Source organism: Galbibacter sp. (assembly GCF_048266365.1).
Lineage (GTDB): Bacteria > Bacteroidota > Bacteroidia > Flavobacteriales > Flavobacteriaceae > Galbibacter.
Genome location: NZ_JBLWZP010000003.1, coordinates 119578 through 146333, shown reverse-complemented (window position 1 = coordinate 146333; position 26756 = coordinate 119578). Strand labels below are relative to the sequence as shown.

The 26756-nt window shown below is 38.3% G+C and carries 27 protein-coding genes; 18 read left to right on the top strand and 9 right to left on the bottom strand.

All coding sequences use genetic code 11. The annotated features are described in order from the left end of the window. Positions 1 to 26 precede the first annotated feature (26 nt). The 9 genes from ACN0TV_RS06225 to rimO all read left to right on the top strand — a co-directional run bounded on the left by ACN0TV_RS06225 (position 27) and on the right by rimO (position 5872). Positions 27 to 638, top strand: coding sequence for a fumarylacetoacetate hydrolase family protein (locus ACN0TV_RS06225; RefSeq protein ID WP_417361177.1), 612 nt, complete (start codon positions 27 to 29; stop codon positions 636 to 638). A gap of 11 nt (positions 639 to 649) precedes the next feature. Then, positions 650 to 985, top strand: coding sequence for an Hpt domain-containing protein (locus ACN0TV_RS06220; RefSeq protein WP_417361175.1), 336 nt, complete (start codon positions 650 to 652; stop codon positions 983 to 985). A 5-nt stretch (positions 986 to 990) separates the two neighbouring features. After that, positions 991 to 2238 (top strand): competence/damage-inducible protein A, encoded by a 1248-nt coding sequence (locus ACN0TV_RS06215; protein ID WP_417361173.1) that lies wholly within the window; start codon positions 991 to 993, stop codon positions 2236 to 2238. Positions 2239 to 2314: 76 nt separating this feature from the next. Next, positions 2315 to 2551, top strand: coding sequence for a 50S ribosomal protein L28 (gene rpmB / locus ACN0TV_RS06210; RefSeq protein WP_417361171.1), 237 nt, complete (start codon positions 2315 to 2317; stop codon positions 2549 to 2551). A gap of 27 nt (positions 2552 to 2578) precedes the next feature. After that, entirely contained in the window at positions 2579 to 2761 is a 183-nt protein-coding gene (rpmG, locus tag ACN0TV_RS06205) for a 50S ribosomal protein L33 (RefSeq protein WP_008992117.1), read from the top strand. A gap of 7 nt (positions 2762 to 2768) precedes the next feature. Further along, complete coding sequence (locus ACN0TV_RS06200; protein ID WP_417361169.1) at positions 2769 to 2921, top strand: DUF4295 domain-containing protein; 153 nt, start codon at positions 2769 to 2771, stop codon at positions 2919 to 2921. A 279-nt stretch (positions 2922 to 3200) separates the two neighbouring features. Further along, positions 3201 to 4154 carry a signal recognition particle-docking protein FtsY gene (gene ftsY, locus ACN0TV_RS06195; RefSeq protein WP_417361167.1) on the top strand — a complete coding sequence of 318 codons (954 nt, stop codon included), beginning with the start codon at positions 3201 to 3203 and terminating at the stop codon, positions 4152 to 4154. Continuing rightward, positions 4154 to 4432 carry a hypothetical protein gene (locus ACN0TV_RS06190; RefSeq protein ID WP_417361165.1) on the top strand — a complete coding sequence of 93 codons (279 nt, stop codon included), beginning with the start codon at positions 4154 to 4156 and terminating at the stop codon, positions 4430 to 4432. The genes ftsY and ACN0TV_RS06190 overlap by 1 nt, the downstream gene beginning before the upstream one ends. A gap of 135 nt (positions 4433 to 4567) precedes the next feature. After that, positions 4568 to 5872, top strand: a complete 1305-nt coding sequence (gene rimO / locus ACN0TV_RS06185; protein WP_417361163.1) for a 30S ribosomal protein S12 methylthiotransferase RimO — start codon at positions 4568 to 4570, stop codon at positions 5870 to 5872. 101 nt (positions 5873 to 5973) lie between these two features. Here the strand turns inward: rimO and ACN0TV_RS06180 are convergent, their stop codons facing one another. The 3 genes from ACN0TV_RS06180 to aqpZ form a co-directional block, all read right to left on the bottom strand. Further along, complete coding sequence (locus tag ACN0TV_RS06180; RefSeq protein ID WP_417361161.1) at positions 5974 to 6357, bottom strand: Dabb family protein; 384 nt, start codon at positions 6355 to 6357, stop codon at positions 5974 to 5976. A gap of 38 nt (positions 6358 to 6395) precedes the next feature. Further along, positions 6396 to 6722 (bottom strand): DMT family transporter, encoded by a 327-nt coding sequence (locus tag ACN0TV_RS06175; RefSeq protein WP_417361159.1) that lies wholly within the window; start codon positions 6720 to 6722, stop codon positions 6396 to 6398. 101 nt (positions 6723 to 6823) lie between these two features. After that, positions 6824 to 7516 carry an aquaporin Z gene (gene aqpZ, locus ACN0TV_RS06170; RefSeq protein ID WP_417361157.1) on the bottom strand — a complete coding sequence of 231 codons (693 nt, stop codon included), beginning with the start codon at positions 7514 to 7516 and terminating at the stop codon, positions 6824 to 6826. Between the two features lie 208 nt (positions 7517 to 7724). On the opposite strand from aqpZ, the gene ACN0TV_RS06165 reads away from it, so the two are divergent. Beyond that, positions 7725 to 8240 (top strand): adenine phosphoribosyltransferase, encoded by a 516-nt coding sequence (locus ACN0TV_RS06165; protein WP_417361562.1) that lies wholly within the window; start codon positions 7725 to 7727, stop codon positions 8238 to 8240. Here the strand turns inward: ACN0TV_RS06165 and ACN0TV_RS06160 are convergent. Next, positions 8237 to 8401 (bottom strand): SsrA-binding protein, encoded by a 165-nt coding sequence (locus ACN0TV_RS06160; RefSeq protein ID WP_417361155.1) that lies wholly within the window; start codon positions 8399 to 8401, stop codon positions 8237 to 8239. The genes ACN0TV_RS06165 and ACN0TV_RS06160 overlap by 4 nt on opposite strands. Before the next feature lie 274 nt (positions 8402 to 8675). On the opposite strand from ACN0TV_RS06160, the gene ACN0TV_RS06155 reads away from it, so the two are divergent. After that, positions 8676 to 9827 (top strand): hypothetical protein, encoded by a 1152-nt coding sequence (locus tag ACN0TV_RS06155; RefSeq protein ID WP_417361153.1) that lies wholly within the window; start codon positions 8676 to 8678, stop codon positions 9825 to 9827. 142 nt (positions 9828 to 9969) lie between these two features. Here the strand turns inward: ACN0TV_RS06155 and ACN0TV_RS06150 are convergent, their stop codons facing one another. The 3 genes from ACN0TV_RS06150 to ACN0TV_RS06140 all read right to left on the bottom strand — a co-directional run bounded on the left by ACN0TV_RS06150 (position 9970) and on the right by ACN0TV_RS06140 (position 12876). Then, a complete protein-coding gene (locus ACN0TV_RS06150) occupies positions 9970 to 11325 on the bottom strand; it encodes a TonB-dependent receptor plug domain-containing protein (protein ID WP_417361151.1) in 1356 nt (451 codons plus the stop codon). Positions 11326 to 11327: 2 nt separating this feature from the next. Further along, on the bottom strand, positions 11328 to 11684 hold the full coding sequence (locus ACN0TV_RS06145) for a BlaI/MecI/CopY family transcriptional regulator (protein WP_417361149.1): 357 nt from the start codon (positions 11682 to 11684) through the stop codon (positions 11328 to 11330). Positions 11685 to 11847: 163 nt separating this feature from the next. Continuing rightward, positions 11848 to 12876, bottom strand: a complete 1029-nt coding sequence (locus tag ACN0TV_RS06140; RefSeq protein ID WP_417361147.1) for a glutamine synthetase beta-grasp domain-containing protein — start codon at positions 12874 to 12876, stop codon at positions 11848 to 11850. A gap of 276 nt (positions 12877 to 13152) precedes the next feature. Between ACN0TV_RS06140 and ACN0TV_RS06135 the strand changes: the two genes are divergently transcribed. The 5 genes from ACN0TV_RS06135 (at position 13153) to ACN0TV_RS06115 (ending at position 19753) form a co-directional block, all read left to right on the top strand. Further along, positions 13153 to 15339, top strand: a complete 2187-nt coding sequence (locus ACN0TV_RS06135) for a glutamine synthetase III (RefSeq protein ID WP_417361146.1) — start codon at positions 13153 to 13155, stop codon at positions 15337 to 15339. A 292-nt stretch (positions 15340 to 15631) separates the two neighbouring features. Next, positions 15632 to 16813: an AIR synthase related protein gene (locus tag ACN0TV_RS06130; protein WP_417361144.1), complete on the top strand. Its 1182-nt coding sequence runs from the start codon at positions 15632 to 15634 to the stop codon at positions 16811 to 16813. A 214-nt stretch (positions 16814 to 17027) separates the two neighbouring features. Further along, positions 17028 to 18104, top strand: coding sequence for a peptide chain release factor 1 (gene prfA, locus ACN0TV_RS06125; RefSeq protein WP_417361142.1), 1077 nt, complete (start codon positions 17028 to 17030; stop codon positions 18102 to 18104). Positions 18105 to 18155: 51 nt separating this feature from the next. Next, positions 18156 to 18965 (top strand): orotidine-5'-phosphate decarboxylase, encoded by an 810-nt coding sequence (pyrF, locus tag ACN0TV_RS06120; protein ID WP_417361140.1) that lies wholly within the window; start codon positions 18156 to 18158, stop codon positions 18963 to 18965. A 5-nt stretch (positions 18966 to 18970) separates the two neighbouring features. After that, the gene (locus ACN0TV_RS06115) at positions 18971 to 19753 is read left to right on the top strand and encodes a helical backbone metal receptor (protein WP_417361138.1); all 783 of its coding nucleotides are present in this window, start codon (positions 18971 to 18973) and stop codon (positions 19751 to 19753) included. Positions 19754 to 20187: 434 nt separating this feature from the next. On the opposite strand, the gene purU is transcribed toward ACN0TV_RS06115, so the two are convergent. After that, a complete protein-coding gene (purU, locus tag ACN0TV_RS06110) occupies positions 20188 to 21042 on the bottom strand; it encodes a formyltetrahydrofolate deformylase (protein WP_417361136.1) in 855 nt (284 codons plus the stop codon). Between the two features lie 160 nt (positions 21043 to 21202). Between purU and ACN0TV_RS06105 the strand changes: the two genes are divergently transcribed. Beyond that, entirely contained in the window at positions 21203 to 24688 is a 3486-nt protein-coding gene (locus ACN0TV_RS06105; protein WP_417361134.1) for a methylmalonyl-CoA mutase family protein, read from the top strand. A 76-nt stretch (positions 24689 to 24764) separates the two neighbouring features. After that, positions 24765 to 26288: an ATP-binding cassette domain-containing protein gene (locus tag ACN0TV_RS06100; protein ID WP_417361132.1), complete on the top strand. Its 1524-nt coding sequence runs from the start codon at positions 24765 to 24767 to the stop codon at positions 26286 to 26288. On the opposite strand, the gene ACN0TV_RS06095 is transcribed toward ACN0TV_RS06100, so the two are convergent. Then, complete coding sequence (locus ACN0TV_RS06095; protein ID WP_417361130.1) at positions 26285 to 26704, bottom strand: hypothetical protein; 420 nt, start codon at positions 26702 to 26704, stop codon at positions 26285 to 26287. The two genes, ACN0TV_RS06100 and ACN0TV_RS06095, sit on opposite strands and share 4 nt — an antisense overlap. Positions 26705 to 26756 lie beyond the last annotated feature (52 nt).

The window sequence follows — 26756 nt, the reverse complement described above, 5'->3', positions numbered from 1 at the left end:
TTGCAATTATAAAAAATTAAATTACCATGAAGATTATCTGTGTAGGCAGAAATTATACAGAACATATTGCTGAGCTTCAGAATGAAAAACCTGATGCTCCTGTTATTTTTATGAAACCTGATACGGCGTTATTAAAAAATGGTTTAGACTTCTATCTTCCTGAATTTTCATCAGAAATCCATCACGAGGTAGAGCTGGTTGTGAAAATAAGTAAAGTTGGAAAATACATCGCGGAGAAGTTTGCACCCAATTATTACGAACAACTCACTTTGGGGATCGATTTCACGGCTAGAGATATACAACGCTCATTGAAAGAAAAGGGTTTGCCTTGGGAGAAAGCGAAAGCTTTTGATAATTCTGCCTATGTAGGGCAGTGGGTGTCCAAAAAATCTTTAGGAGATCTGAACGATATTCATTTCAGTCTGAATAAGAATCAAGAAAAGGTGCAGCTTGGACATAGTGCAAAAATGTTGTGGAAAATTGATGAATTAATTGCCTATGTTTCCAAATTCTTTACCTTGAAGACCGGAGATTTAATTTTTACAGGAACGCCTGCCGGGGTTTCTGAAATACAACGAGGTGACTTTTTAGAAGGTCACATCAATAATCAAGAAATATTTAACCTATCAATCAAATAACACCTAAAACTATGAAGTACAATTTAGATAAACTCAACGAATTATCTGGAGGGGATAAGGAGTTTAATCAAACCATAATATCCACGTTTTTACAAGAAACTCCTGAGGACTTTAAAGGGCTGGAAAGCGCTGTTGTGGCTCAAGATTTCAGTGCTATTTATCAATATGCACATAAAATAAAACCCAATGCTGATTTATTGGGGATTGACAAATTGAAAGATCAGATGTTGACCATTGAGAGTCATGCGAGAGGGGATATGGATATCGAATCTATAAGAGCATTGTCCTCAGGGGCTACTACTGAATTAGAAGAAGCGTACAAAGAATTAAACAATTATATAAAATAGCTGCAATGTTAGCAGAGATTATTACTATTGGGGATGAAATTCTCATAGGTCAAGTCGTAGATACGAATTCTGCGTTTATTGCAAAGAGACTTAATTCTATTGGTATTTCAGTGTTTCAGATGAGTTCAGTTCAAGATGAACGAAATCATATTTTGAAAGCCATGGAGGAGGCAGAATCCAGAGTTGATATTGTGATCATCACCGGGGGTCTTGGGCCGACCAAAGATGATATTACCAAACACACGATTTGCACTTATTTTGAGGACAAGCTGGTTGAAAATAAGGCAGTGCTACAAAATATAGAAAGATTATTTAAAAACTATTCCAATAGTCCGATTTCTGATTTAAATAAGTGGCAGGCATTAGTGCCCTCAAAGGCAGAGGTGTTGATGAACCAATTTGGTACGGCGCCTGGTATGTGGCTCGAAAAAAACGGAAAGGTGTTTATCTCCCTTCCTGGAGTTCCATTTGAAATGGAAGCGCTAATTGTCGATTCAATACTTCCGAAGCTGCAAAAGCAGTTTAAACACCCTTATATTATTCATAAAACCATACTTACCTATGGGCTTGGGGAGAGTGCTTTGGCAGAACGTCTTGAGTACTGGGAGGATCACCTTCCGGCATCCATAAAACTGGCATACCTGCCCAATCTGGGGAAAGTGCGATTAAGACTAACGGCTAAGGGAGATGATAAGCAGGTGTTGGAGCGTGAAATCCAGGAGCAGATGGAGGGTCTTATGCCACTTATACAAGATTTGTATTTTGGACTAGAGGAGGAAAACGCATTAGAAGTGACCTTAGCTAAATTGTTGACAGGTAGTAAGCAAAGTCTTTCGGTTGCCGAAAGTTGTACTGGAGGGAAACTTGCGGAAATCTTTACAGCTATTCCTGGGGCATCTGCCTTTTTTAATGGAGGTGTAGTGAGTTATGCTACTCAAGCGAAAGTAGATGTTCTAAACATTGAAGAATCTTTAATAAAAGCGCACAGTGTTGTAAGTGCTGCTGTTGCAGAAGCCATGGCATTGTCCGCTAAAAAGTTATTTAAAACTGATTTTGCGTTATCTACAACAGGAAATGCAGGGCCTTTAAAAGGAGATTCTGATGCAGAAATTGGGACAGTATTTATCGCATTAGCGACTCCAAATGGTGTTTTTTCTCAGCAATTTAACTTGGGAAATCACCGGGACAAGGTCGTTAACAAGGCGGTAAATAAAGCTTTAGAAATGCTTTTCAAAGAATTTTCAAAAAAATGATTCTTTTATCTTGCTATTAAGGCTAATAATTCGTTATTTTGCACCCTGTTTTTAAATAATACTAAAGTATAGAAGCATGTCAAGAGTTTGTGAACTTACAGGAAAGAAGGCAATGGTGGGAAATAACGTTTCTCACGCTATGAATAGAACAAAGCGTAAATTTGACGCTAACCTAATTAAAAAACGTTTCTTTATTCCAGAAGAAGATCGTTGGGTTACGCTTAAAATTTCTACCGCTGCATTAAAAACTATTAATAAAAAAGGGATTACTGCAGTATTAAAAGAAGCAAAAGCAAAAGGATTTATTAAGTAATTGGTAATCCGATAAATAAGGAATAAAATGGCAAAGAAAGGTAATAGAATACAGGTGATATTAGAGTGTACCGAACACAAAGAATCTGGGCAGCCAGGAACTTCTCGTTACATCACTACAAAAAATAAAAAGAACACTCCGGATCGTATGGAGTTGAAGAAATTCAACCCTATCCTTAAGAAAATGACTGTTCATAAAGAAATAAAATAATTTAGCCATGGCAAAGAAATCAGTAGCATCGTTACAGACGAATTCAAAGAGATTAACCAAAGCGATAAAAATGGTCAGATCTCCTAAATCAGGCGCGTATACTTTTGTTGAAGCTGTAATGGCTCCAGAATTAGTTAACGACTGGATGAATAAAAAATAAAAGTTCACAACTTTTTGATCGCTAAGAGCTACTTTCTATCCGGGAAGTGGCTTTTTTGATTTAGTTAACTTTGGAAAGTTGTAAGTTTAGAAATACCTAAGCGTCCAAATAGTATCACAACTGTTAATTTAGTTGTATGTTTGTATGGTCTGATTCCTGCTTATAGAGTGTCGGTTGTTGAATAAAACACAGAACTTAGACTTGATAAGTATAATCGACTTTAATAACCGATCTTATCGCTAAATAGTGATGAGAGCACCAATGATTTAATCGTAGCAGATGAGTTTTTTTAAAAAAATATTTTCCTCAGAAAAGAAACAAACTTTAGACAAAGGGCTTGAAAAGTCAAAGACTAGTTTTTTTGGCAAACTTAGTAAAGCGGTAGCCGGTAAATCTAAAGTTGACGATCAAGTACTTGATGATCTCGAAGAGGTGTTGGTCAGTAGTGATGTAGGAGTTGATACTACCTTAAAAATTATTCAGCGTATAGAGGCTAGGGTATCCAAGGATAAGTATTTAGGAACCGATGAACTGAATGGTATTTTAAGAGAAGAAATCGCTGCCTTGCTATCAGAGACCAACACTGGTGAACAGGCAGACTTTGTTATACCTACGGATAAAAAGCCCTATGTTTTAATGGTTGTTGGAGTTAATGGTGTTGGGAAAACAACTACCATTGGAAAGCTTGCTTATCAATTTAAAAAGCAAGGTAAGAAGGTTGTATTGGGAGCAGCTGATACCTTTAGGGCTGCTGCTATTGATCAGCTTCAGGTGTGGGCGGATCGTGTTGGTGTGCCTATTGTCAAGCAACAAATGGGAAGTGATCCTGCCTCAGTCGCTTTTGATTCTTTAAAATCTGCAGTGTCTCAGGACGCAGATGTGGTCATCATTGATACCGCCGGAAGACTACACAATAAGGTTAATTTAATGAATGAGCTTACTAAAGTTAAACGTGTAATGCAGAAAGTAGTCCCGGATGCTCCACATGAGGTATTGTTAGTTTTGGATGGCTCTACAGGGCAGAATGCCTTCGAACAAGCTAAACAATTTACCAAAGCCACGGAAGTAAGTTCCTTAGCGGTAACCAAATTGGATGGTACAGCAAAAGGCGGAGTGGTTATCGGTATATCGGACCAGTTTAAGATTCCTGTGAAGTACATTGGTGTTGGTGAGGCTATAGAGGATTTACAGGTATTCAATAAATATGAATTTGTCGACTCCTTCTTCAACTAATGAGTAGTTCAAAATTTCTTGTAACTCTGACGCGAGTACTGGCGTACTTCAGCTTGTTCTATGCTATTTTGAAAGGCATAGCGATCTTTGGTAAACACTTCTTTTGGCCAAACCTTATTCTCGGACTTCTCGGGGCTATCGTAGCCTTTTTACTTTTTAGGGTTATTAAAAATGAGAGCTATAATTGGATTTACGTAATTATCTGTGTGCTTTTATTTTCTGCTATCCGGTATTACGAAGAGCGATTGATGGTTTATTTGGATAATTTCTTTGTATAGGCTCTAAAATCCTTTTTTATTCTCGTTTTATACACTTCCAAGTTGTAATTTTGCCTGTTGATTAATGTAGTCAGTGGGATCACTTTTATGGACTCAAGAATTTGAGCTTATGAAGTTAATATTTATATATAAGGTATGAGAACCAAGTCATTGAAAAAGAATAAAATTAATGTAGTTACCTTAGGGTGTTCAAAAAACGTTTATGACAGTGAGGTGCTTATGGGGCAACTCAAAGCCAGTGGTAAAGAAGTCGTTCATGAGCAAGAAGGTAATGTGGTTGTTATCAATACCTGCGGGTTTATCAACAATGCCAAGGAGGAAAGCGTAAATACCATCTTAGAGTATCTGCAAAAGAAAGAAGAAGGAGAGGTCGATAAGGTTTTTGTAACCGGATGCCTTAGTGAACGCTACAAACCGGATCTTGAAAAAGAAATTCCTGATGTTGATCAGTACTTTGGCACCACAGAATTACCAAGTCTGTTAAAAGCTTTGGGTGCAGATTATCGGCATGAATTAATAGGGGAACGACTCACTACAACTCCTAAGAATTATGCATATCTTAAGATTGCTGAAGGTTGTGATCGTCCTTGTAGTTTTTGTGCCATACCTCTAATGCGTGGTAAGCACAAGAGTACACCGATCGAAGCCTTGGTGATCGAAGCGGAAAAACTTGCCGCCAATGGCGTTAAAGAATTGATTTTAATTGCTCAAGATCTTACTTATTATGGTCTTGATATTTATAAAAAGAGAGCATTAGCTGAACTGTTAAAAGAACTTGTCAAAGTAGATGGAGTAGAATGGATTCGATTGCATTATGCCTTCCCAACTGGTTTCCCGATGGATGTGTTGGAGGTGATCAAACAAGAACCTAAAATCTGTAATTATATCGATATCCCACTGCAACATATCTCTGACTCAATTCTAAAATCAATGCGTCGAGGTACGACTTATGATAAAACAACTCAACTTTTAAAAGATTTTAGAGCAGCTGTTCCTCAAATGGCCATTCGAACCACCCTTATTGTTGGGTATCCCGGTGAGACAGAAGCAGATTTTAACCTCCTAAAGGAATGGGTGAAAGAAATGCGTTTTGAACGTTTAGGCTGTTTTACCTATAGTCATGAGGAAAATACCCATGCTTATCAATTGGAAGATGATGTTCCGGAGGAAGTGAAACAACAACGTGCATCAGAGATTATGGATCTTCAATCCCAAATTTCTTGGGAGCTAAACCAAGAAAAAGTAGGGAAGACGTTTCGTTGTGTAATTGATCGTAAGGAAGGAAACTACTTTATTGGAAGGACAGAGTTTGATTCTCCGGATGTGGATAACGAAGTTCTTATAGACGCTAGTAAGCACTACCTTAAAACCGGCGAATTTGCCACAATTAAAATTTTCGAGGCAGCAGATTTTGACCTTTACGGAGAACCTGTTGTATAACTCTCGCTATCATATATAGACCGGTACAATGGTCTAAAAAAAATGCCATCTAAAATCATTTTAGATGGCATTTTACTTACCAATAATGGGAGGAGTTGGTTTTACTCAATCGTATAGTCGATTTCCATAAAATCCACAACTTCTTTTTCCCAAACATTTTTTACGAATTCCACGTGATCTGGATGGTTGGAATACGTATCATAATCTGCTTGATTTTTAAACTGCATGGTAAGTCCCCAGTCAAAATCATTTTTCTTTCCGATTTCAGTAACTTGGGTCATGTTCATAACGGTATTAATTGATTTTAAAGCCACGGCTTGAGCTAAAAATTCTTTTTCTGCTTCACTGCCTTTTGGGTGCTTTAGTTTAAAGAATACCGTATGGGTAATAATTCCCTTTTCGGCTGAACTGGTGGATGATCCACAAGAGGTCATCGCAAACATTGCTACAGTAACAAGTAGGATAATTGGTCGATAAAATTTCATAGTTGTCTTTATTTGCAACGAATATAGTGATTTCCACCTTAATTCGAAACGAATTTCAGTCCTACAACAGACATGATCAGCGTTGTGATAAAGAAGATTCTCCAAAACGTCGCCGGTTCGTTAAATAATAAAATTCCTACCAGAGCGGTTCCAACGGCACCTATGCCGGTCCACACGGCATATGCAGTACCTACAGGCAGGGTTTGGGTAGCCTTAATTAGAAGCAACATGCTAATGGTCAAACAGACTAAAAAACCTGCATACCACAATATAGCATCATTTCCGGAGGCAGATTTTGCCTTACCAAGACAGCTTGCAAATCCGACTTCAAACAGCCCTGCTATAACTAATATTACCCAATTCATAAATCATTAATTTTGGCCGTAAAGATACAGTAGATTCTTTTACCTAATCTACCGAAATGGTTGTGAAATTGGATGTGCATTAGTTTGGGGTGGCAGTGTACTTATTGTTTTTCTGGACTGCTTAGCAGGTTTTTATACACCAGTCCTGCAATAATTGCTCCTATAATTGGAGCAATCCAAAACAACCAAAGTTGACCTAGAGCCCAATCACCCACAAAAAGTGCTTGACTGGTGCTACGTGCAGGGTTAACAGAGGTGTTGGTCACAGGAATACTGATTAAGTGAATCAAAGTGAGCGTCAATCCAATTGCAATACCGGCAAAGCCTTTTGGTGCATTTTTATGCGTTGAACCCAGGATTACGATTAAAAACATAAAGGTCATTACAATCTCTGAGACTAAAGCAGCTGTCATGTTGTAGCCTCCCGGAGAGTGTTCACCAAAACCATTGGCGGCAAAACTTCCGATACTAGCCCCAGCCTTACCTATTGCGATTAAATAGAGTATACCTGCTCCTGCAATACCTCCTAAAACTTGGGCAATGATATAAGGAATTAAATCCTTAGCATCAAAACGTCCGCCAATCCAAAGTCCGATGGATACTGCGGGATTCAGGTGACAACCTGAAATGTGACCGATAGCGTAAACCATAGTGAGAACACTTAACCCAAAAGCTAAGGCTACACCTAAAAAGCCAATACCAAGTTCTGGAAATCCAGCTGCGAGAACAGCGCTACCACATCCACCAAGTACCAACCATAGGGTGCCGATAAATTCTGCAATTAATTTTTTCATTTTTTTAAGGTTTGATTAGTAAATTCTATAGGTTTGTAATGGGGGTACTGTTAAATGTAGTGAAAAAAATCAAATATTTTGAATTAGTCATCTATTTAATAGCGTATTGACTCAGTTGGGAGATTAAAAACCATCACATTCAAAATCGTCTTCAAATAGTATAGCAAGCCGTGAGGATATGATATATTTGCACTAAACTATTTTAATGATGCAAGAATTGCACACTTTTATTCGGGAAGTCAAAGATTTTCCAAAGCCCGGTGTAGTATTTAAAGATATCACCCCACTTTTAGCAGATCATAATGCTCGTGAAAAAGCCTTACAAGGATTGATGTCTAAGATAGCAGGACAACATATTGATGTTGTGGTTGGAGTGGAAAGCCGCGGCTTTTTCTTTGGGACTTTATTGGCCGCTGCCATAAAGTGCAGTTTCGTTCCAGTTCGCAAACCTGGGAAATTGCCTTTTGATTCCTTGACTCAAGTGTATGATTTAGAATATGGACAAGACAGTCTTCAGATCCATAAAGATGCTATTAAAAAAGGTGATAAAGTGCTCATTCACGATGACGTGTTGGCTACCGGAGGTACTGCCAAGGCTGTATGTGAATTGGTGGAGGCTCTCGGAGGTGAAGTGGTACAGTGTAATTTTCTAATGGAACTTTCTTACTTGAATGGCAGGGATAGGCTTAAAGGATTCAATACCGAGGTCGTAGTGACTTATTAGGAGGTCTGTTCAGAGGCAGTATTTTTGGTCACATACGCTCTCCAGCCAATGATGGCTAACTGTAATTTACTAGCCTTTGCCAAGTCAAGACCTTGCTTGGAGTACGAGGGAAGAATTGCTTTATTTAGTTTTGCTAACAGCTTAAAGATTTGTTTTTTCATTTGGGTTATTTTACGGTAAATATAATAATAATCTCCTATATTCCACGATATTAACTTCTAGAGTGTTCAACTTGCCTAACTATAGAAACCTCTACTCTTATCGATAATTGTCATAATGTAATTCTCTATGTTGATGTATAGTGAAAAAAGGGGCAGATATTTAGCAATTGATAATGTAATTAACTCTTCATTATTCCTTTTTAATTTTTCCTTAATCCTAAGAAACTCGACATAGTTTTATATTTGAACCTCTAGTAGATAAAACTTCTTGAGTATGAGAATTATGACACGTATATCCTTAGGTCGATTTTATATTATCTTACTATTTCTGCTATCCATTAATTACATAAATGCACAAGGATGCGTTGCTATCAGGCATTTTTCCTGTAGCAGCGGGAATAATTTAGAGAGCAATTTACTCGGTAAAGGGAGTTTCCAGTTAGGGATGAAATATCGTTACTTTAAATCTTTTCGACATTTTCGGGGAACTGAGCAGGAGAAAGACCGTGTTTCCAACAATACGGAGGTTATTAATCATTCTCATGCCTGGGATATCAACTTGAATTATGGAATCACCGATAGACTTTTTGCTGGTATTACCATACCCACAGTTATCAATTCCAGATCATCCTTGTATGAACACGGAAGAGAAGAGCGGCATTTGTCGTTTTCTCGTGGTTTGGCAGATATTCGAGTAGGTGTTGGATATTGGCTCTTTGATCCTATTAAAAATCCTAGTGGAAATATGTCTGTCGGTATAGGCTTTAAATTACCAACCGGAAAATACAATGCTTCTGATATTTTTTATAATGTAGGTCCTGATGGAACTCCACAGGTTCGACCAGTGGACCAATCCATACAGCCAGGTGATGGTGGCTTTGGAATTACAGTTGATTTACAATTCTATAGGAGCATTACAGAAAACCTTTTCGTTTATGGAGGTGGATTTTACTTGTTTAACCCTAAGGAAACCAATGAAATCCGTACTTTTCGAGAAACTTTGAGCCCTATCTTGGAGAATGAATCCATTACCTCTGTTCCAGATCAATTTGCAGTACGAGCTGGTATGGGTCTTAGTTTTACTTCAATATTTTCAGCCTCACTTGGGGCCAGATATGAAGGAGTTCCGGTAGAAGATGTTATAGGAGGCAGTTCTGGTTTTAGAAGACCTGGAACAGTGTTATCCATTGATCCTGGAGTCGGTATGAGTCTTAGTAACTTCTCCTTCAATGTTAACGTTCCATTTGCAGTAAGAAGGGAACGACCTCAAAGTGTTACTGATCTTGAAACCCAAGCAATCACCGGGGAATATAGGCATGGTGATGCTGCATTTGCAGATTATTTAATTAATGTAGGGATATCCTATACCTTTAATAATAAACCAGTGGTTCGTGTTAAAGAAGAACATAAGGCCATTTTTGATTAACCTACCTAGCCAACCACTAATTTAAATACGGTTTATGTTTTTTAAAAAGGAACATGCCGTATTTTTTTTGTAAAAGCAATACAGCTATGGAGTTGGCCATAGCCGTATTTTTAAGTTATGATCATCCCGGCTTTTGATCCTTTTACTTTTCTTGAGTTTTGGTAGTTATGATTAAAACACCACCTATGGCTTTTACGCCATAATTTTCAACAGCTTTTTTGCCTTTGAATACTTTCACGGAATCAATCTCATTAGGATCGATAGTGTTATAATCAAAGTCGGTTGGCATCTCCTTACCATCTATATATATTAAAGGATTTTCTTTTGAACCGACTACTGAGAATGTATTAGGCTCTTTGGTCTGAACCGCTCTGAAGGTAGCCTTATTCTTGAGTTCTATGATGATGACTCCATTTTTCCCTTTTTCTCCATATATTTTTTCGCCCGATTGGTCCTTAAGGATATTGATACTTTTAATGTTATCCGTCTGGATGCTGCTTATTTGAAAATCGGGAGCTTGCTGCTTGCCGTTCACAATATATAATGGAGGTAATGTGTCTTGAAGCACTTTACCGCGGGGGTCATTGGCTTCTACTGAAGTTGGTGCTTCAATGGTGGTTGTGTTGCTCGGTAGATAATTAACCTGGGTTTTAAAGCCGAATAACAACATAAAACCTGCTAAAAATGGAAGTACTAAGGCGTATTTCCAACTACTTCTTTTTTGTGATCTTTGTTTTTGTAACATGAGAATTCGTTTTTTGATTAATGAATTAAAAAATGGATTGATGATGGAATTCGAGATTCCGGATAATTGATTGAGTAATAAATATTGATAGTCTTTTTCGGAGGTGCCGGGTTGAGCACAACTTTCAAAATCTGCAATATATTCTAGGTTTTGAGCCAGCCCTTTTTTGTACATCCAGCTGATCGGATTGAACCAAAGTACAATTTTAGTGATGCTGGCCAATATCATATCTAAGGAGTGCTTTTGTGAAATATGAACATGCTCATGCATTAGTATGGTGTCCATTTCATTTCGATCGAGTACCTCCGGATTGTAAACTATGGTGTTGAAGAATGAAAACGGACTTGTTTCTTGTTTGACTTCAATATAGCTAACCCTATCAATCTGTTTGATGAGTTTACCGCTTCGAATAATTCTATGTACCGATAGTAGCTCTATGATAAATTGAATTGCAAAACCGGCACTACCTATTATATAGATGTAGAATAGAAACAACCACCAATCTGTTTGTTCTGCAACTATCGCATCCAATGTTGATCCCTGAACAGCGGTAGCGGGCGTGTCGGGTATTTGCAAATAAACGATGTGATGGAACTCTACTAGAGGTAATAATATTGCGGTTAACATACCGAGTATTAAAAACCAGCGATTGATGTTAAAAAAAGTTTCCCTTTTTAGGAAAAGGGTATAGATACCCCAAAAGATACTCAATAGGAGTGCAGATTTAAACGCATAAGTCAGATAGGCTTCCATTATTACTTGTCTTCAATTTGATTTATGATTTCTTTCAATTCTTCCACGCTGATTTTTTCTTCCTTGGCGAAATAACTCACTAGATTTTTATAGGAGTTGTTAAAGTACTCTCCCATGGCTTTGGTAACAAAGTGGCTGCGATAGCTTTCTTTTTTTACGATGGGATAATACTGATGGGTGTTTCCAAAGGCAGTGTGACCGACGTATCCTTTATCTTCTAAATTTCTAATAATGGTGGACAGGGTGTTGTAGTGTGGTTTCTCTTCTTTGAGTTCGGCCATCACCTCTTTGACAAATGCTTTATCGAGGCGCCATAAAATCTTCATGATCTCTTCCTCTTTGTTGGTTAACTTTTGCATACTGTTTGATTTTGATTTTTGAATGAGTATCAAACCTACAACTAATTTTATAGTTATGCAACTATTTTTGTAGTTTAACAACTAAATTTATAGTAGTCTTAAGTTTAAACCAAAAAAAAGAGGCCGCAAAACGCAGCCTCTAAGGTAATGGTGATGTAGGAGTTTACTGTGCTTCCACAGCTATTTTTACTGTGTTCACGGTTTTTATTATTCTAGATGCTACTTTATATGGATCCGCATTAGATGCAGGTCTTCTATCTTCCAGCCAACCTTTGTATCCTTTTTCTACAGTGATAATAGGAATACGAATAGAGGCTCCCCTGTCAGAAACACCATAACTAAAGTCATTAATAGAAGCAGTCTCGTGTTTACCTGTTAATCTTTCATCATTAAACTCACCGTAAACTTCGATGTGTTCTTTGGTTACTGGTCTAAATGCTTCACATACTTGTTCGTATATTTTTTTTGACCCACAAGTTCTCAGTAGTGTATTGGAAAAGTTTGCGTGCATACCAGAACCATTCCAGTCACCTTTAACTGGTTTTGGATGGTATTCTATATAGTAGTCATATTCTTCACATAAACGATCAAGTAAATACCTGGCTATCCATATTTGATCTCCAGCATTTTTACCTCCCTTAGCGAAGATTTGAAATTCCCATTGACCACAGGCAACTTCTTGATTTATTCCTTCAAAATTAATACCAGCCTCGATACAAAGGTCAGCATGGCGTTCTACAATCTCTCTTCCATGAGTGTTTTTACCTCCGACTGAACAATAGTACAATCCTTGCGGTCCAGGATAGCCACCTACAGGAAAACCAAGAGGCAATTCTGTTTTGGTATCCATGATAAAATACTCCTGTTCAAATCCAAACCAAAAATCTTCGTCATTCTCATCATCAATAGTAGCTCTTGAATTGGTAGGGTGTACTGATCCGTCTGAGTTCAATACCTCCGCCATGACTAAATATCCATTTGTTCTAGCTGGATCAGGGTAAATCGCAACAGGTTTTAGCAAGCAGTCAGAAAAACCACCTAATGCTTGTTTGGTCGAGGAACCATCAAAAGACCATATAGGGCAGTCTTCTAATTTTCCACTAAAATTGTCTTCAACTTTAGTTTTACTTCTCATATTTTGGGTGGGAAAATAGCCATCCAACCAAATGTATTCAAGTTTTGCTTTACTCATTTTTTTATAGTTTTAATTGAACTTTACAGGGACAAAAGTAGTTTTTTTGAAAATACCATGATAAAATGAGGGGTATTTTTTTAAATATATGCTTGATTTTTATTGATGCCCTATTTTTTTGGGGGGTATTTTTTTAATTGAACAATTTGAGCGAATTTTGTTGACAAATAATTAAAAAATATTGTCTGAATATTTCCTACAATGTGAAATAATTAGGTAATTTGTTAATTCGTAATAAGAACTGAAGTAATAATTCATTTTATACCAATAATGTGTATGTCCACAATTAGATTTGAAGCATTAAAGCAAACCTTTGAGCGCGTTCCCGTTCATGTAGAAACTCCTGAACATCGTTCTGATCTTTTCGGTACCAATGTCTTTAATGCGGTTGTCATGAGACAGGTAATGTCCAGAGAAGCCTATAATAGTGTCATGGATGCAATAGAAGGCGGAGGAAAGATAAATAGAAAATTGGCCGACGAGATCGCTACCTATATGAAGATATGGGCTATATCTAAGGGAGCTACGCATTATACTCACTGGTTTCAACCTCTAACCGGAACTACTGCGGAGAAGCACGATGCGTTTTTTGAACCCATTAGTACTACTGATGCAGTAGATAGATTTGGTGGTGCGCAATTGGTCCAGCAAGAACCTGATGCTTCAAGTTTTCCTAATGGGGGTATTCGAAATACTTTCGAAGCCAGAGGATACACGGCTTGGGATCCAACCTCTCCGGCATTCATTCATGGGACAACACTTTGTATTCCTACCGTTTTTGTGTCCTATACAGGAGAATCACTGGACAATAAAGCACCTTTACTAAGATCATTACTAGCTATGGATCAGGCTGCGACAGAGGTTGCACGGTACTTTGATAAAAGTGTTACTAAGGTCAATGTTTCTTTAGGTTGGGAACAAGAATATTTTTTAATTGATAAAGCCCTTATGCTTTCAAGACCTGACCTCTTATTGGCAGGGAGAACCTTACTAGGGCATTCACCGGCAAAAGGACAGCAGCTGGACGATCATTATTTTGGATCAATTCCGGATCGCGTGCTAAATTATATGAGAGAATTGGAGAATGAGTGTGTTCGACTTGGGATTCCTGTAAAGACCAGACATAATGAGGTTGCTCCTAATCAATTTGAATTGGCTCCTATTTATGAGGAAGCGAATCTAGCGGTGGATCACAATTCATTATTGATGGACTTGATGGATAAAATGGCGGATAAGCATAATTTTAAAGTGCTATTTCACGAAAAGCCATTTGCCGGGATCAACGGTTCGGGTAAACACAATAACTGGTCATTGGCAACTAACACTGGTGTAAACTTGCTAAGTCCAGGTAGTACGCCGACAAAGAACCTACAATTCTTAACATTTTTCATAAATACAATTAAGGCTGTTCATGACAATGAAGAGTTACTTCGTGCCTCGGTTGCCTCTGCGACAAATGATCATAGGCTTGGAGCTAATGAGGCACCTCCGGCGATTGTATCCGTATTTATAGGTAGCCAACTCAACAAGGTTTTGGATGAATTGGAAGATGTGTCTAAAGGGAAGTTGTCTCCAGAGGAGAAAACGGATCTAAAACTCAATGTCGTTGGTAAGATTCCTGAAATCTTATTAGATAACACCGATAGAAATCGTACTTCTAGTTTTGCGTTCACCGGAAACAAATTTGAATTTAGAGCGGTAGGTTCTAAAGCAAATTGTGCCAAACCGATGATGATTTTGAATACTATCGTTGCTAAACAACTCCAGGCATTCAAAGTAGAGGTGGACGCTTTAATTGACAAAAAGGGGCTTAAAAAGGATGAGGCCATATTTAATGTGCTTAGAGAGTATATTAAGGCATCAAAGAAAATCAGGTTTGAAGGTGATGGCTATAGTCCGGAGTGGGAAAAAGAAGCTGTTAAACGCGGATTGAGTAATAACAAAAACACTCCACAGGCGCTTAAAGTCTACTTGAAGAAAAATACCATTGATTTGTTTGAGCAAATGAATGTAATGAGTGAAACCGAGATTAGAGCTCGACACGAAATAGAATTGGAGGAATATGTACACAAGGTACAAATAGAGAGTAGGGTATTAGGTGATATTGCAAGAAACCATGTCATTCCGACCGCAATTCGGTATCAAAATGTTTTGATCACCAATGTCAAAGGAATCAAAGATGTCTTTGGTAGCGATTTTAAAAAGCTGGCTCCCGAACAATTGGATTTGATCGAAGAAATCTCAAATCATATTTCTGAGATTAATTCTAATGTTAGTAAGATGATTGATGCCAGAAAATACGCAAATAAATTGGATAAGCCTCAGCTTAAAGCAGAAGCTTATTGTGAGCGTGTATTACCGTTTTTTGATGATATTCGTTACCATTGTGATAAATTGGAAATAATGGTTGAAGATAATTTATGGCCATTGACCAAATATAGAGAACTGTTGTTTACAAAATAAACCGTTCAGATTCAAGATCCTTATTTGTTCTTAGACCGATTTATGATGGGCTTTGTCGAAAAAAGCTAAGTATCTCTAAGTTAGGGGGTTTTTCCTGTTTTTTCGATGAAATGTTTCCTTATATTTGGTATGCTATTAATCAATTTAATGATGTAGTTCTTTAGTTTTTGTAATAAAAGCTTTAGAATTACTGAAGGATAGAAGGATACAACCAACCTTCTAAAGTACAAGCACACAAACTTTTGTTTGTGTGCTTTTTATTTATGGCTATTTTTGTCTAAAATTTCATACGATGAGTTCTCAGATTAGTAAAAGATATTCGCAAAGAGGAGTTTCAGCTTCCAAAGAAGATGTGCATGCCGCAATTAAAAATGTGGACAAGGGTTTATTTCCAAAAGCGTTTTGTAAAATTATTCCGGATCATTTGACCGGTAGCGAGGATCATTGTCTGATCATGCATGCCGATGGCGCGGGAACAAAATCGTCTTTAGCTTATATGTATTGGAAAGAGACCGGGGATGTCTCTGTATGGAAAGGTATTGCACAGGATGCCTTAATTATGAATATCGATGATCTTCTTTGTGTTGGTGCTACGAGTAATATCTTGTTATCCTCTACCATAGGAAGAAACAAAAATCTGATAACAGCTGAGGTGATTGCTGCTATTATCAACGGAACAGAAGAGCTGATTGCTGAGATGAAACAGTACGGAGTGAACATCCATTCTACAGGAGGTGAAACTGCAGATGTAGGTGATTTGGTGCGTACAATTATTGTGGATTCCACGGTTACTGCTCGAATCAAACGCTCTGATGTTATTGACAATGCTAATATTAAAGCCGGAAATGTCATTGTAGGATTGGCCTCTTATGGACAAGCCTCTTATGAAAAGCAATACAATGGAGGGATGGGTAGTAATGGATTGACCTCTGCCCGACATGATGTGTTTGGAAAATACTTAGCTGAAAAATACCCGGAAAGTTTTGATCACAGCGTACCCGACGAATTGGTATACTCGGGAGGTACTAATCTTACCGATGCAGTTGAGGGATCTCCTTTGGATGCAGGTCAATTAGTATTATCTCCGACAAGAACTTATGCGCCAATTATTCAAGAAATCCTACAGAAAATAGGAGCGTCCAAGATTGATGGTATGATCCATTGTAGTGGTGGGGCACAGACCAAAATCTTGCATTTTATAGATAATTTGCACATTGTCAAAGACAATATGTTTGAAGTGCCACCACTATTTAAACTTATTCAAGAGCAGTCTAAAACCTCTTGGAAAGAAATGTACCAGGTATTTAACTGTGGACACCGTATGGAGTTGTATGTGGATCCAAGCATCGCTGAAGATATTATTGCAATTTCAAAATCATTTGATGTGGACGCTCAAATCGTTGGTAGAGTCGAGGCTTCAAAAACGAAGAAACTCAGTATTGTTTCTGATAAAGGAACTTTTGAATATCAATAAAGTCACTACCCACAACTAAGGACATTTTTAAGGGAGTGGATTGAAGTGTGTTTATGACAATCGACTGCCCCTTATCGACCTAAAGCGGATAGCTCAGCAGGAGCGTACCGCCTAAAAAGGATACAAAATTCACATGGGATAGTTATACTAAGGCTGGCAAATATCATATTCCATCAAAATAATCGTAAATTTGCCCAGCCAATATTAAGTAGTTATGTTAGATAAATTAAATGTAGTTAAGCAACGCTTTGATGAGATTTCAGATTTGATCATTCAACCGGATGTCATAGCTGATCAGAAGCGTTATGTGCAACTTAATAAAGAATATAAAGAACTCAAAGATCTTGTAGACAAGAGAGTTGAGTACAAGGAGGTTTTGGATAATATCGCAGAGGCCGAAGAAATCATTGCTGATGCTAGTGATGCGGAGATGGTCGAGATGGCAAAGATGCAGTTGGATGAAGCCAAGGATAAACTTCCTGGATTGGAGGAGCAAATTAAATTTTTGCTGATCCCTAAAGATCCGGAAGATGCCAAGAATGTTATGATGGAAATCAGGGCAGGAACCGGAGGAGATGAAGCCAGTATTTTCGCTGGGGACCTACAACGTATGTATACCAAATATTGCGAGAGTAAAGGATGGAAGGTCGGTGTAGTCGACTTTAACGAAGGGACCTCCGGTGGTTATAAAGAAATTATTTTTGAAGTCAGTGGTAATAATGTTTATGGAACTTTAAAGTTTGAAGCCGGTGTGCACCGAGTACAACGTGTTCCACAGACAGAAACTCAAGGACGCGTGCATACTTCAGCAGCCACGGTAATGGTTTTACCTGAGGCTGAGGAGTTTGATGTTGAACTTGATATGGGAGATGTAAAGATTATAAGGACGACCTCTACTGGTCCCGGAGGACAATCGGTAAATACCACTTACTCTGCAATTCAATTGCAACACATTCCAACAGGAATTGAAGTGCGTTGTCAGGATGAGAAATCCCAACATAAGAACTTAGAAAAAGCAATCAAGGTACTACGTTCAAGATTGTACGAAAGAGAATTGGCGAAGAAACAGGAGGCTGACGCTGCCAGACGTAAAAGTATGGTGTCCAGCGGGGACCGAAGTGCTAAAATTAGAACCTATAATTATCCTCAGGGAAGGGTAACTGATCACCGTATTGGTCTTACGCTTTACGACCTTTCTAATATTGTGAACGGGGATATAGATAAAATTATAGAGGAGCTGAAATTGGCGGAAAATACGGAGAAACTTAAAGAGGCCAGCGAAATCATATAATCCAACTCAACATGGATAGTAGCGGCTTATAAAGCAAATGCAATCAACACTATGGAATTAACCCGGCTGGTAGAGCAGATACGAAAGAAAAAATCATTTTTGTGCATTGGTTTGGATGTCGATTTAGAAAAGATTCCGACCCATTTATTAAAGGATGACGATCCCGTTTTTGCTTTTAACAAGGCAATTATTGATGCTACGAATCATTTGGCAGTTGCTTTAAAACCCAATATAGCATTTTACGAGGCCCTTGGGATTAAAGGGTGGGAGAGTTTGAAAAAAACCATTGAGTACATAAATGAAAACTATCCGGAGTTATTTACCATCGCTGACGCCAAAAGAGGCGATATTGGAAATACCGCAAGCATGTATGCCAAGGCGTTTTTCGAAGATCTAAACTTTGATGCAGTAACAGTAGCGCCTTATATGGGAAAAGATTCTGTGGAACCATTTTTAGCCTTTAAGGAAAAGCATACTATTTTGTTGGCGCTTACTTCAAATCCCGGGGCGTTCGATTTTCAGACCAAGGAATTAGAAGGTAAACCGCTTTATCAAAATGTATTGGAAACTTCAAAGACCTATGTGAATTCTGAAAATTTGATGTATGTCATAGGAGCGACTAAAGCAGAGTACCTCAAGGATATCAGGGAGATAATTCCGGAATCATTCTTGTTAGTCCCTGGAGTAGGAGCGCAAGGTGGGAGTCTTGAAGAGGTATGTAAATATGGTATGAATGACAATGTTGGACTTTTGGTAAACTCCTCTAGAGGGATTCTATATGCATCTAAAGGAGAAGATTTTGCACAAAAGGCAGCAGAGAAAGCTTTTGAACTCCAATCACAAATGACCAAATTCCTTTAATTTTCTTGATTGATCAGCTAGGAAGACATATAGATACGACTGCTGCTTTTAAACGGATAGTTTGTCTTGTCCCTTCCCAAACGGAACTCTTATGCGATCTGGGTTTGCAAGATTCATTAGTTGGCATTACGAAGTTTTGCGTTCACCCGAACAATCTCAACAAGACAGTTACTTTGGTGGGAGGAACCAAGAATGTACATTGGGAGACTCTAAAGTCTCTTAAGGCTGATATTGTACTTTGCAATAAGGAAGAAAATAGTTTGGAAATAGTTCAAGAGTTAGAAACCTTTACCCAAGTCCATGTTGCGGATATTTATACCTTAGAAGATTGCTATCAGTTAATGGAGGATTATGGCACACTCTTTAAGGTAACGGAGCAAAGTCATAACATCATTGAGCAAATCCAAAGGCAGGCCAAGAGTTATGCTAATTTCATGATTGGTCGCCCACGTCCAAAAGTAGCCTATTTGATTTGGAAAAAACCGTGGATGTTGGCCGCAGGAGACACTTTTGTCAATCATTTGTTGGAGGTCGCGGGTTATGACAATGCATTTAAGCATCTTCTTCGATATCCTCAGGTTGAATTGTCGGATTTGAAAAACGCGGCAATAGACATACTGTTCTTGTCCTCAGAACCTTATCCGTTCTCTGAAAAGCATAAGAAAGAATTGGAAACACTACTCCCGGGTATTCAAATCGTACTTGTGGATGGTGAATTTTTCTCTTGGTATGGCTCTAGACTGCGTCTGGCCTTCAATTATTTTAGAGCGCTTAGCTTAAGTTTATAGCCAAAAAAAGCCGAGAGATATCGGCTTTTAAAACTAAACTAACTAACTAATCTGTCTTGCTAACTCAAAACATTTCAAATTCTTCAAATGCTCTTTTGATACTTCAAAGATCAGCATATAGAAGCTAGTTCGTGTTAAGGGTAAATTACCAAACTATTAAATCGAAGTTTTGCAGTCAAATAAATATGACCAAGCTCCAATAATGGCGCCTTAATGGATGCTAATACAAAAAGTTTTCATTTTCCAATCTGCATGCTTTTTTAAAAGACCTTATCGCTGTTTTTGTAGTTTTTAGTATTGGTGACAATTTTGAAGTAAGGGTTGGTTTGGATGCTTACTTGAGTATTATACTTCTTCGGATAGTGATTCTTGTGCGAAAAAAATAGCTTATAGTGTTTTGAATAGCTTTTGGTTAGGTCACTTTTGAGTTTTTTTCAGCTAAATATAATGGTCTTATTATTATACACCATTGTCTTTCTGTCAACATGCAGTTTGATGCCTCTGGCAAGAACGATTTTCTCGAGGTCCCTTCCTTTTGCAACCATATCTTCGATGGAGTGTGCGTGGGTTACTCGGGTGACATCTTGTTCAATGATCGGGCCGGCATCTAACTCCTCAGTGACGTAATGACTTGTCGCACCAATAATTTTCACCCCTCTTTTATAGGCCGAATGATATGGTTTTGCACCGACAAAGGCTGGTAAGAACGAATGGTGAATATTGATGATTTTATTTTGATAGCGTTCGATGAGTGTATTTGGTACAATCTGCATATATCTAGCAAGTACTATAAAATCGATTTGGTGTTCTTCTAATAGTTCCAGTTGCTTTTTCTGTGCCGCTTCACTTATTTCTTTGGTATAAGCAATGTGATGGAAAGGGATTTTAAATGCATCAGCAATGGGTTTTAAATCCGGGTGGTTACTTAGAATAAAAGGAATGTCCACCTTTAATTCACCTGAATTGTATCTTCCTAATATATCGTATAAGCAGTGGTCGTATTTAGAAACGAAGATTGCCATTTTTGGACGATAATCATCCGAGTGCATATGCCACTTCATTTTATAGATCTGGGCAATACTACTTTTAAATTCAGACTTGAATTTGACGAGTTCAAAATTGTCCCCTGAGAATTCACTTTCGGATCTCATGAAAAATATGCCGTTTTGCCGGTCCACATGTTGGTCAATATAAACGATATTCCCATGGTTTTTATGAATGAAGCTCGTTACCGAAGCGATGATTCCTGAAGTATCCTTACAATGAATAAGGGTGGTTATTTTGGTCATATGAATTGTTGTTTTCAATCATAAAATTACGGTATTTTGATGATCAAAAAAGTTTACTTTGTTGAAATTGTAAATATTTAACAGCGGTATTTTAAAACAAAATTCCTTATTGATTGCAAATTCTTTAAATTGCAGCTATCAAAATCACATATTTTTAAAAATGAATCAAACAAAACCATATATTCCTAAGAATAAAATAAGAATTGTCACTGCGGCATCTCTTTTTGATGGTCATGATGCAGCCATCAATATTATGCGTAGAATTATTCAATCTTCGGGTGTTGAGGTCATACATTTAGGCCATGACAGAAGTGTGGATGAGGTCGTAAATACGGCTATTGAAGAAGATGTCAACGCTATAGCAATGACTTCTTATCAAGGTGGGCACAATGAGTATTTTAAATATATGTATGATTTGCTGAAGCAACGAGGAGCAACACATATAAAGGTTTTCGGTGGTGGGGGCGGTGTTATACTGCCTGAAGAAATCAAGGAATTGATGGATTACGGGATTACCAAGATTTATTCGCCTGATGATGGTAGAGCGATGGGGCTTCAAGGTATGATAAATCATCTAGTGGAGCTTTCGGATTTTGCGATTGATGCTATAGATCGTACTACCATTGCATCCGGTCTCGCTGAAAAAGACAGTGGTGTTATTGCCAGGTTAATTAGCTTGACTGAGAACCAGCACGATTTGTTTCAGGAGATTTATTCTAAAATAAATAAGTCGAATTCTGCTAAAGTCCCGGTTCTGGGTATTACGGGTACCGGTGGTTCGGGTAAGAGTAGTTTGGTCGATGAGATTGTGAGGCGGTTTTTAACTGATTTTGAAGATAAAACACTGGGGATTATTTCTGTGGACCCTTCAAAGCGGAAAACCGGAGGTGCTTTACTTGGGGATAGGATTCGAATGAATGCCATTAATGATCCCAGGGTATATATGAGAAGTCTCGCCACTCGTCAGTCTAATTTAGCGCTTTCAAAAAACGTTGCTGAGGCTGTTGCGGTGTTAAAAGCGGCTAACTTTGATTTGATAATACTAGAGACCTCCGGAATTGGTCAGAGCGATACAGAAATTTTGGATCACTCTAACGTATCCTTATATGTAATGACCCCTGAGTTTGGAGCTGCCACCCAATTGGAAAAAATTGACATGTTGGATTTTGCGGATCTGGTAGCCATTAATAAGTTTGACAAAAGAGGAGCCTTGGATGCCCTTAGGGATGTAAAGAAACAATATCAGCGCAATCACTTATTGTGGGATGTAGATCCGGAGGAAATGCCTGTTTACGGCACCATTGCCTCACAGTTTAACGATCCTGGTATGAATCGCCTTTATATGGCGATAATGGAGGTTTTAAAGCAGAAGACCGATTCGTCACTCAATTCTCAGTTTCATGTGACAATGGAGAAAAGTGAGAAAACTTATGTGATACCTCCAAATAGGACACGGTACCTTTCTGAAATCTCTGAAAATAACCGTAATTATGACTCTAGAGTTGAACAACAGGTTGAAATTGCTCAGAATCTTTACGGAATTTTCAGATCGCTTATTAGTCTGATCACTGTCGGTAAAAAAAATATTGAAACCACTTATTTAACTCCATTTGGACTTGATGAATCGTTGATTTTGGATTCAGTTGCGGATGAAAATAATTTGTCATTAGTTCAATTATTACTTGATCAGTTCAACCGCGTTAAAAAAGACTTAGATCCGCACCACTGGGATATACTTATTCAGTGGGAAGACAAAAAGGCGCTTTATAAGAATCCCGTATATGAGTTTAAAGTACGTGATAAACAAATACGTATTCCAACTCATTCAACCACCTTATCAAAAAGTGAGATTCCAAAGGTAGCATTACCTAAATACAAAGCGTGGGGTGATCTACTGCGTTGGGTGTTACAAGAAAATGTTCCAGGTGAATTTCCTTTTACTTCAGGATTATATCCTTTTAAACGTACCGAAGAAGACCCGACTAGAATGTTTGCAGGAGAAGGAGGACCCGAGCGTACCAATAGAAGATTTCATTACGTAAGTTTAGGCATGGAAGCTAAGCGTCTATCCACTGCATTTGATTCCGTAACCCTATATGGAAACGATCCGGACTTAAGGCCCGACATCTACGGTAAGATTGGTAATGCAGGGGTGTCGATTTGTTGTTTGGACGACGCCAAAAAACTCTATAGTGGATTCAATCTTGCCAGTCCTATGACTTCGGTTAGTATGACCATTAATGGGCCGGCTCCCATGTTATTAGGTTTCTTTATGAATGCTGCCATAGATCAACAATGCGAGATCTATATCAAAGAAAATGGTCTAGAAAAGGCGGTGTCGGCTAAAATTGAGGCTATTTATAAAGAAAGAGGTCAAAATCCTCCACGATATCACGGATTTTCAGTAGATGGCCATAAGAATGCAGACAGCCAGTTACCTGAGGGTAATGACGGGCTGGGGCTGATGCTCCTCGGTGTAACCGGGGATATGGTATTGGATCCGAAGGTTTACAACGACATTAAGGCTAAAACTATGACGCAAGTGCGCGGAACGGTTCAGGCAGATATATTAAAAGAAGATCAAGCACAAAATACCTGTATATTTTCAACAGAATTTGCTTTAAAATTGATGGGGGATGTCCAAGGGTATTTTATAGCCAATGAAGTTCGAAACTTTTATTCTGTTTCAATTTCAGGATATCATATCGCTGAGGCAGGGGCCAACCCTATTACGCAGTTAGCTTTTACCTTAGCAAATGGATTTACCTATGTGGAGTACTATTTGAGTAGGGGTATGGATATCAATAAATTTGGTCCAAACCTTTCCTTTTTCTTCTCCAATGGTGTGGATGCGGAATATGCAGTCATTGGGCGTGTAGCCCGAAAAATATGGGCTAAAGCCATGCGAGATAAATACGGTGCAAACCCACGATCTCAGATGTTGAAATATCACATTCAAACCTCCGGAAGATCCTTACATGCTCAAGAAATAGACTTTAATGATATCCGTACTACCTTACAGGCACTTTATGCCATATACGATAATTGTAATTCATTGCATACCAATGCTTATGATGAAGCCATTACCACTCCCACTGAAGAGTCTGTTCGTCGGGCCATGGCCATTCAGCTTATTATTAATAAAGAACTGGGTCTTGCTAAAAATGAAAACCCCATTCAAGGTAGTTTTATCATAGAAGAACTAACGGATTTGGTTGAACAAGCCGTTCTTTTAGAATTCGATAGAATTACAGAGCGTGGAGGAGTACTAGGGGCTATGGAAACTATGTATCAGCGATCAAAAATTCAGGAAGAAAGCCTGTATTACGAAACCCTTAAACACAAAGGAGAATATCCGATTATAGGAGTTAATACGTTTCTCAGCAGCAAAGGTTCTTTGACTGTTATTCCAAAAGAAGTCATTCGGGCAACCGAAGCTGAAAAACAACTGCAATTAACAACCTTATCTACTTTGCATAAAGCCTATGCAAAGGAAGCTGAGCAGGCTTTGCAGGAGGTTAAACAAGCTGCTATTGAAAACAGCAATATATTCGAAGCCCTCATGGAGGCGAGTAAGTACTGTTCGCTAGGACAAATTACTACAGCCTTGTTTGAGGTAGGAGGTCAGTATAGAAGAAATATGTAACTCTTAGGACCAACATAATTGCTGTTGGTCTTAAGATTTTTGATTACTTTCGATTCTTATTAGAATATAGTGCAATATGGTTTCTGATTACCCAATGGTGAGCCTTGAAAAGGCCTCACTTTCATATAAAAATACCCCGGTATTAAAGGATATTACATTTCAACTTAAGGCTGGAAAATCATTAGCCATTATTGGATCCTCCGGCAGTGGAAAGACTTCACTGGCCAAGCTCATCTGTAAGGAAGTACACCCTACATCCGGCGAGGTTGAAAATTCCTTTCGTACAATTTTTGTTTCTCAACAAGATCACTTTAGTGAAATAGCAGGATTAGGGAGTACCTACTATAGTAAGCGTTATGAGTTTCATGATTACGAAAATCCAATGACTGTTCCCGAGTTCCTACAACAGTTGTTTAAGCGGTTGGGTCGAGAAGATCTGACAATAGAGGATTTGGAGCTGTTGGACACCTTTAAGATACGATACTTATTGGATAGAAATCTTATGCAACTCAGCAATGGGGAGCGCAAGCGACTGCAATTAATAGGTGCTATTTTAGAGCAACCGGAACTTCTGATAATGGATCAGCCTTTTACAGGGTTGGATGTACAAGCCAGGGCACAGTTAGCAGAGTTACTTGAAAAGTTGACCATCCAGGGGCTTAGTTTTGTGTTGATTTGCGGAAAAAGTGAAATTCCTGACTTTGTTGAAAATGTATTGGTGTTAAAAGAAGGGCAAATAACCTTTCAAGGATCTCCGCAGCATATTGGAACACAAGAGTATAGTGGATCAATCATAAATACCGAGGTTAAAGTCGATACACTATTAAGTCGAGATACAGAACAATTCGAGACTATCATCAAAATGAAGCATGTTAATGTGCAAATGAAGGGTAAACCAATTCTTGTTGACATTAATTGGGAAGTTAAGCAGGGAGAATGTTGGGCGCTATTAGGACATAATGGTGCCGGAAAGTCGACCCTTCTAAGTATGGTGACTGCAGACAACCCTCAAGGGTATACCAATGATTTGATCCTTTTTGATCTAAAAAGAGGTAGTGGTGAAAGTATTTGGGATATTAAAAATCGCATTGGTTTCCTATCCCCGGAACTCCATTTGTATTTTATGAGGGGAAATGGTGTACTCAGTAGTGTGCCGGGTATAAGCAGCGATGCTAAACCATATAGTACTTTGAGTTGTACCGATGTAATTATTTCAGGATATCGCGATGAAATAGGGACAGCGTCTCCGGTAACACCGCATCAGCGAACGATTGCTCATTCATGGCTGGAACTTGTAAACCTGACAAAACTTGCAGATACGCTTTTTCTAAATGCCTCTCTTGGAGAACAACGTGTGATTTTGTTGCTTAGAGCTCTTGTCAAGGCTCCTGCACTACTAATATTAGATGAACCCTGCCAGGGCATGGATGCTGATCAAATCCAATACTTTAAAAGCTTATTGGATCACATATGTACCTCTAGACATATAACCATGGTCTATGTGTCTCACCACAAAAATGAAATACCGGATAGTGTTCAAAAGGTATTGGTTCTTGAAAAAGGAAAGGTTATTGAAAACGGCTCGAGAACTGATAATTAGTTTTGGTTGTGTATTGAGATGGCCCATTTATCGTGTAAGTGTCCAAATTTAGTAACCTCTGTACGCAGTAAGCTCAAAAACTCACTACTGTGTTTATGAGAACTTTCTAGTTTTTCACAGTAATGCAAAATTGCAGCGGTGGTACGTTCAATTGAAGAAATGGATGCATGCTTAACTGTAGGATCCGGAGAACTTTCAGCTATGGCAATCTTTGGTGCTAAACCAAGAGTAGCCAAGATGAGTTTCTCGGAAAACTGATCCGAAGTACAGCTGGATCGGTGTAAATCTAAGATTGATTTATCACCACGAAGAAAATCCACAACTTGACGGCTGAGCTTAAAAATATGCAGTGCCTTCCGGTATACCGGTAACTTGGTGACATGACGTCTTTTATAATATGAATAGTGTTTCTTCATCACATTGCTTTATATCCCAAAAATACTACAGATTTACCGATTATTAGTTTTG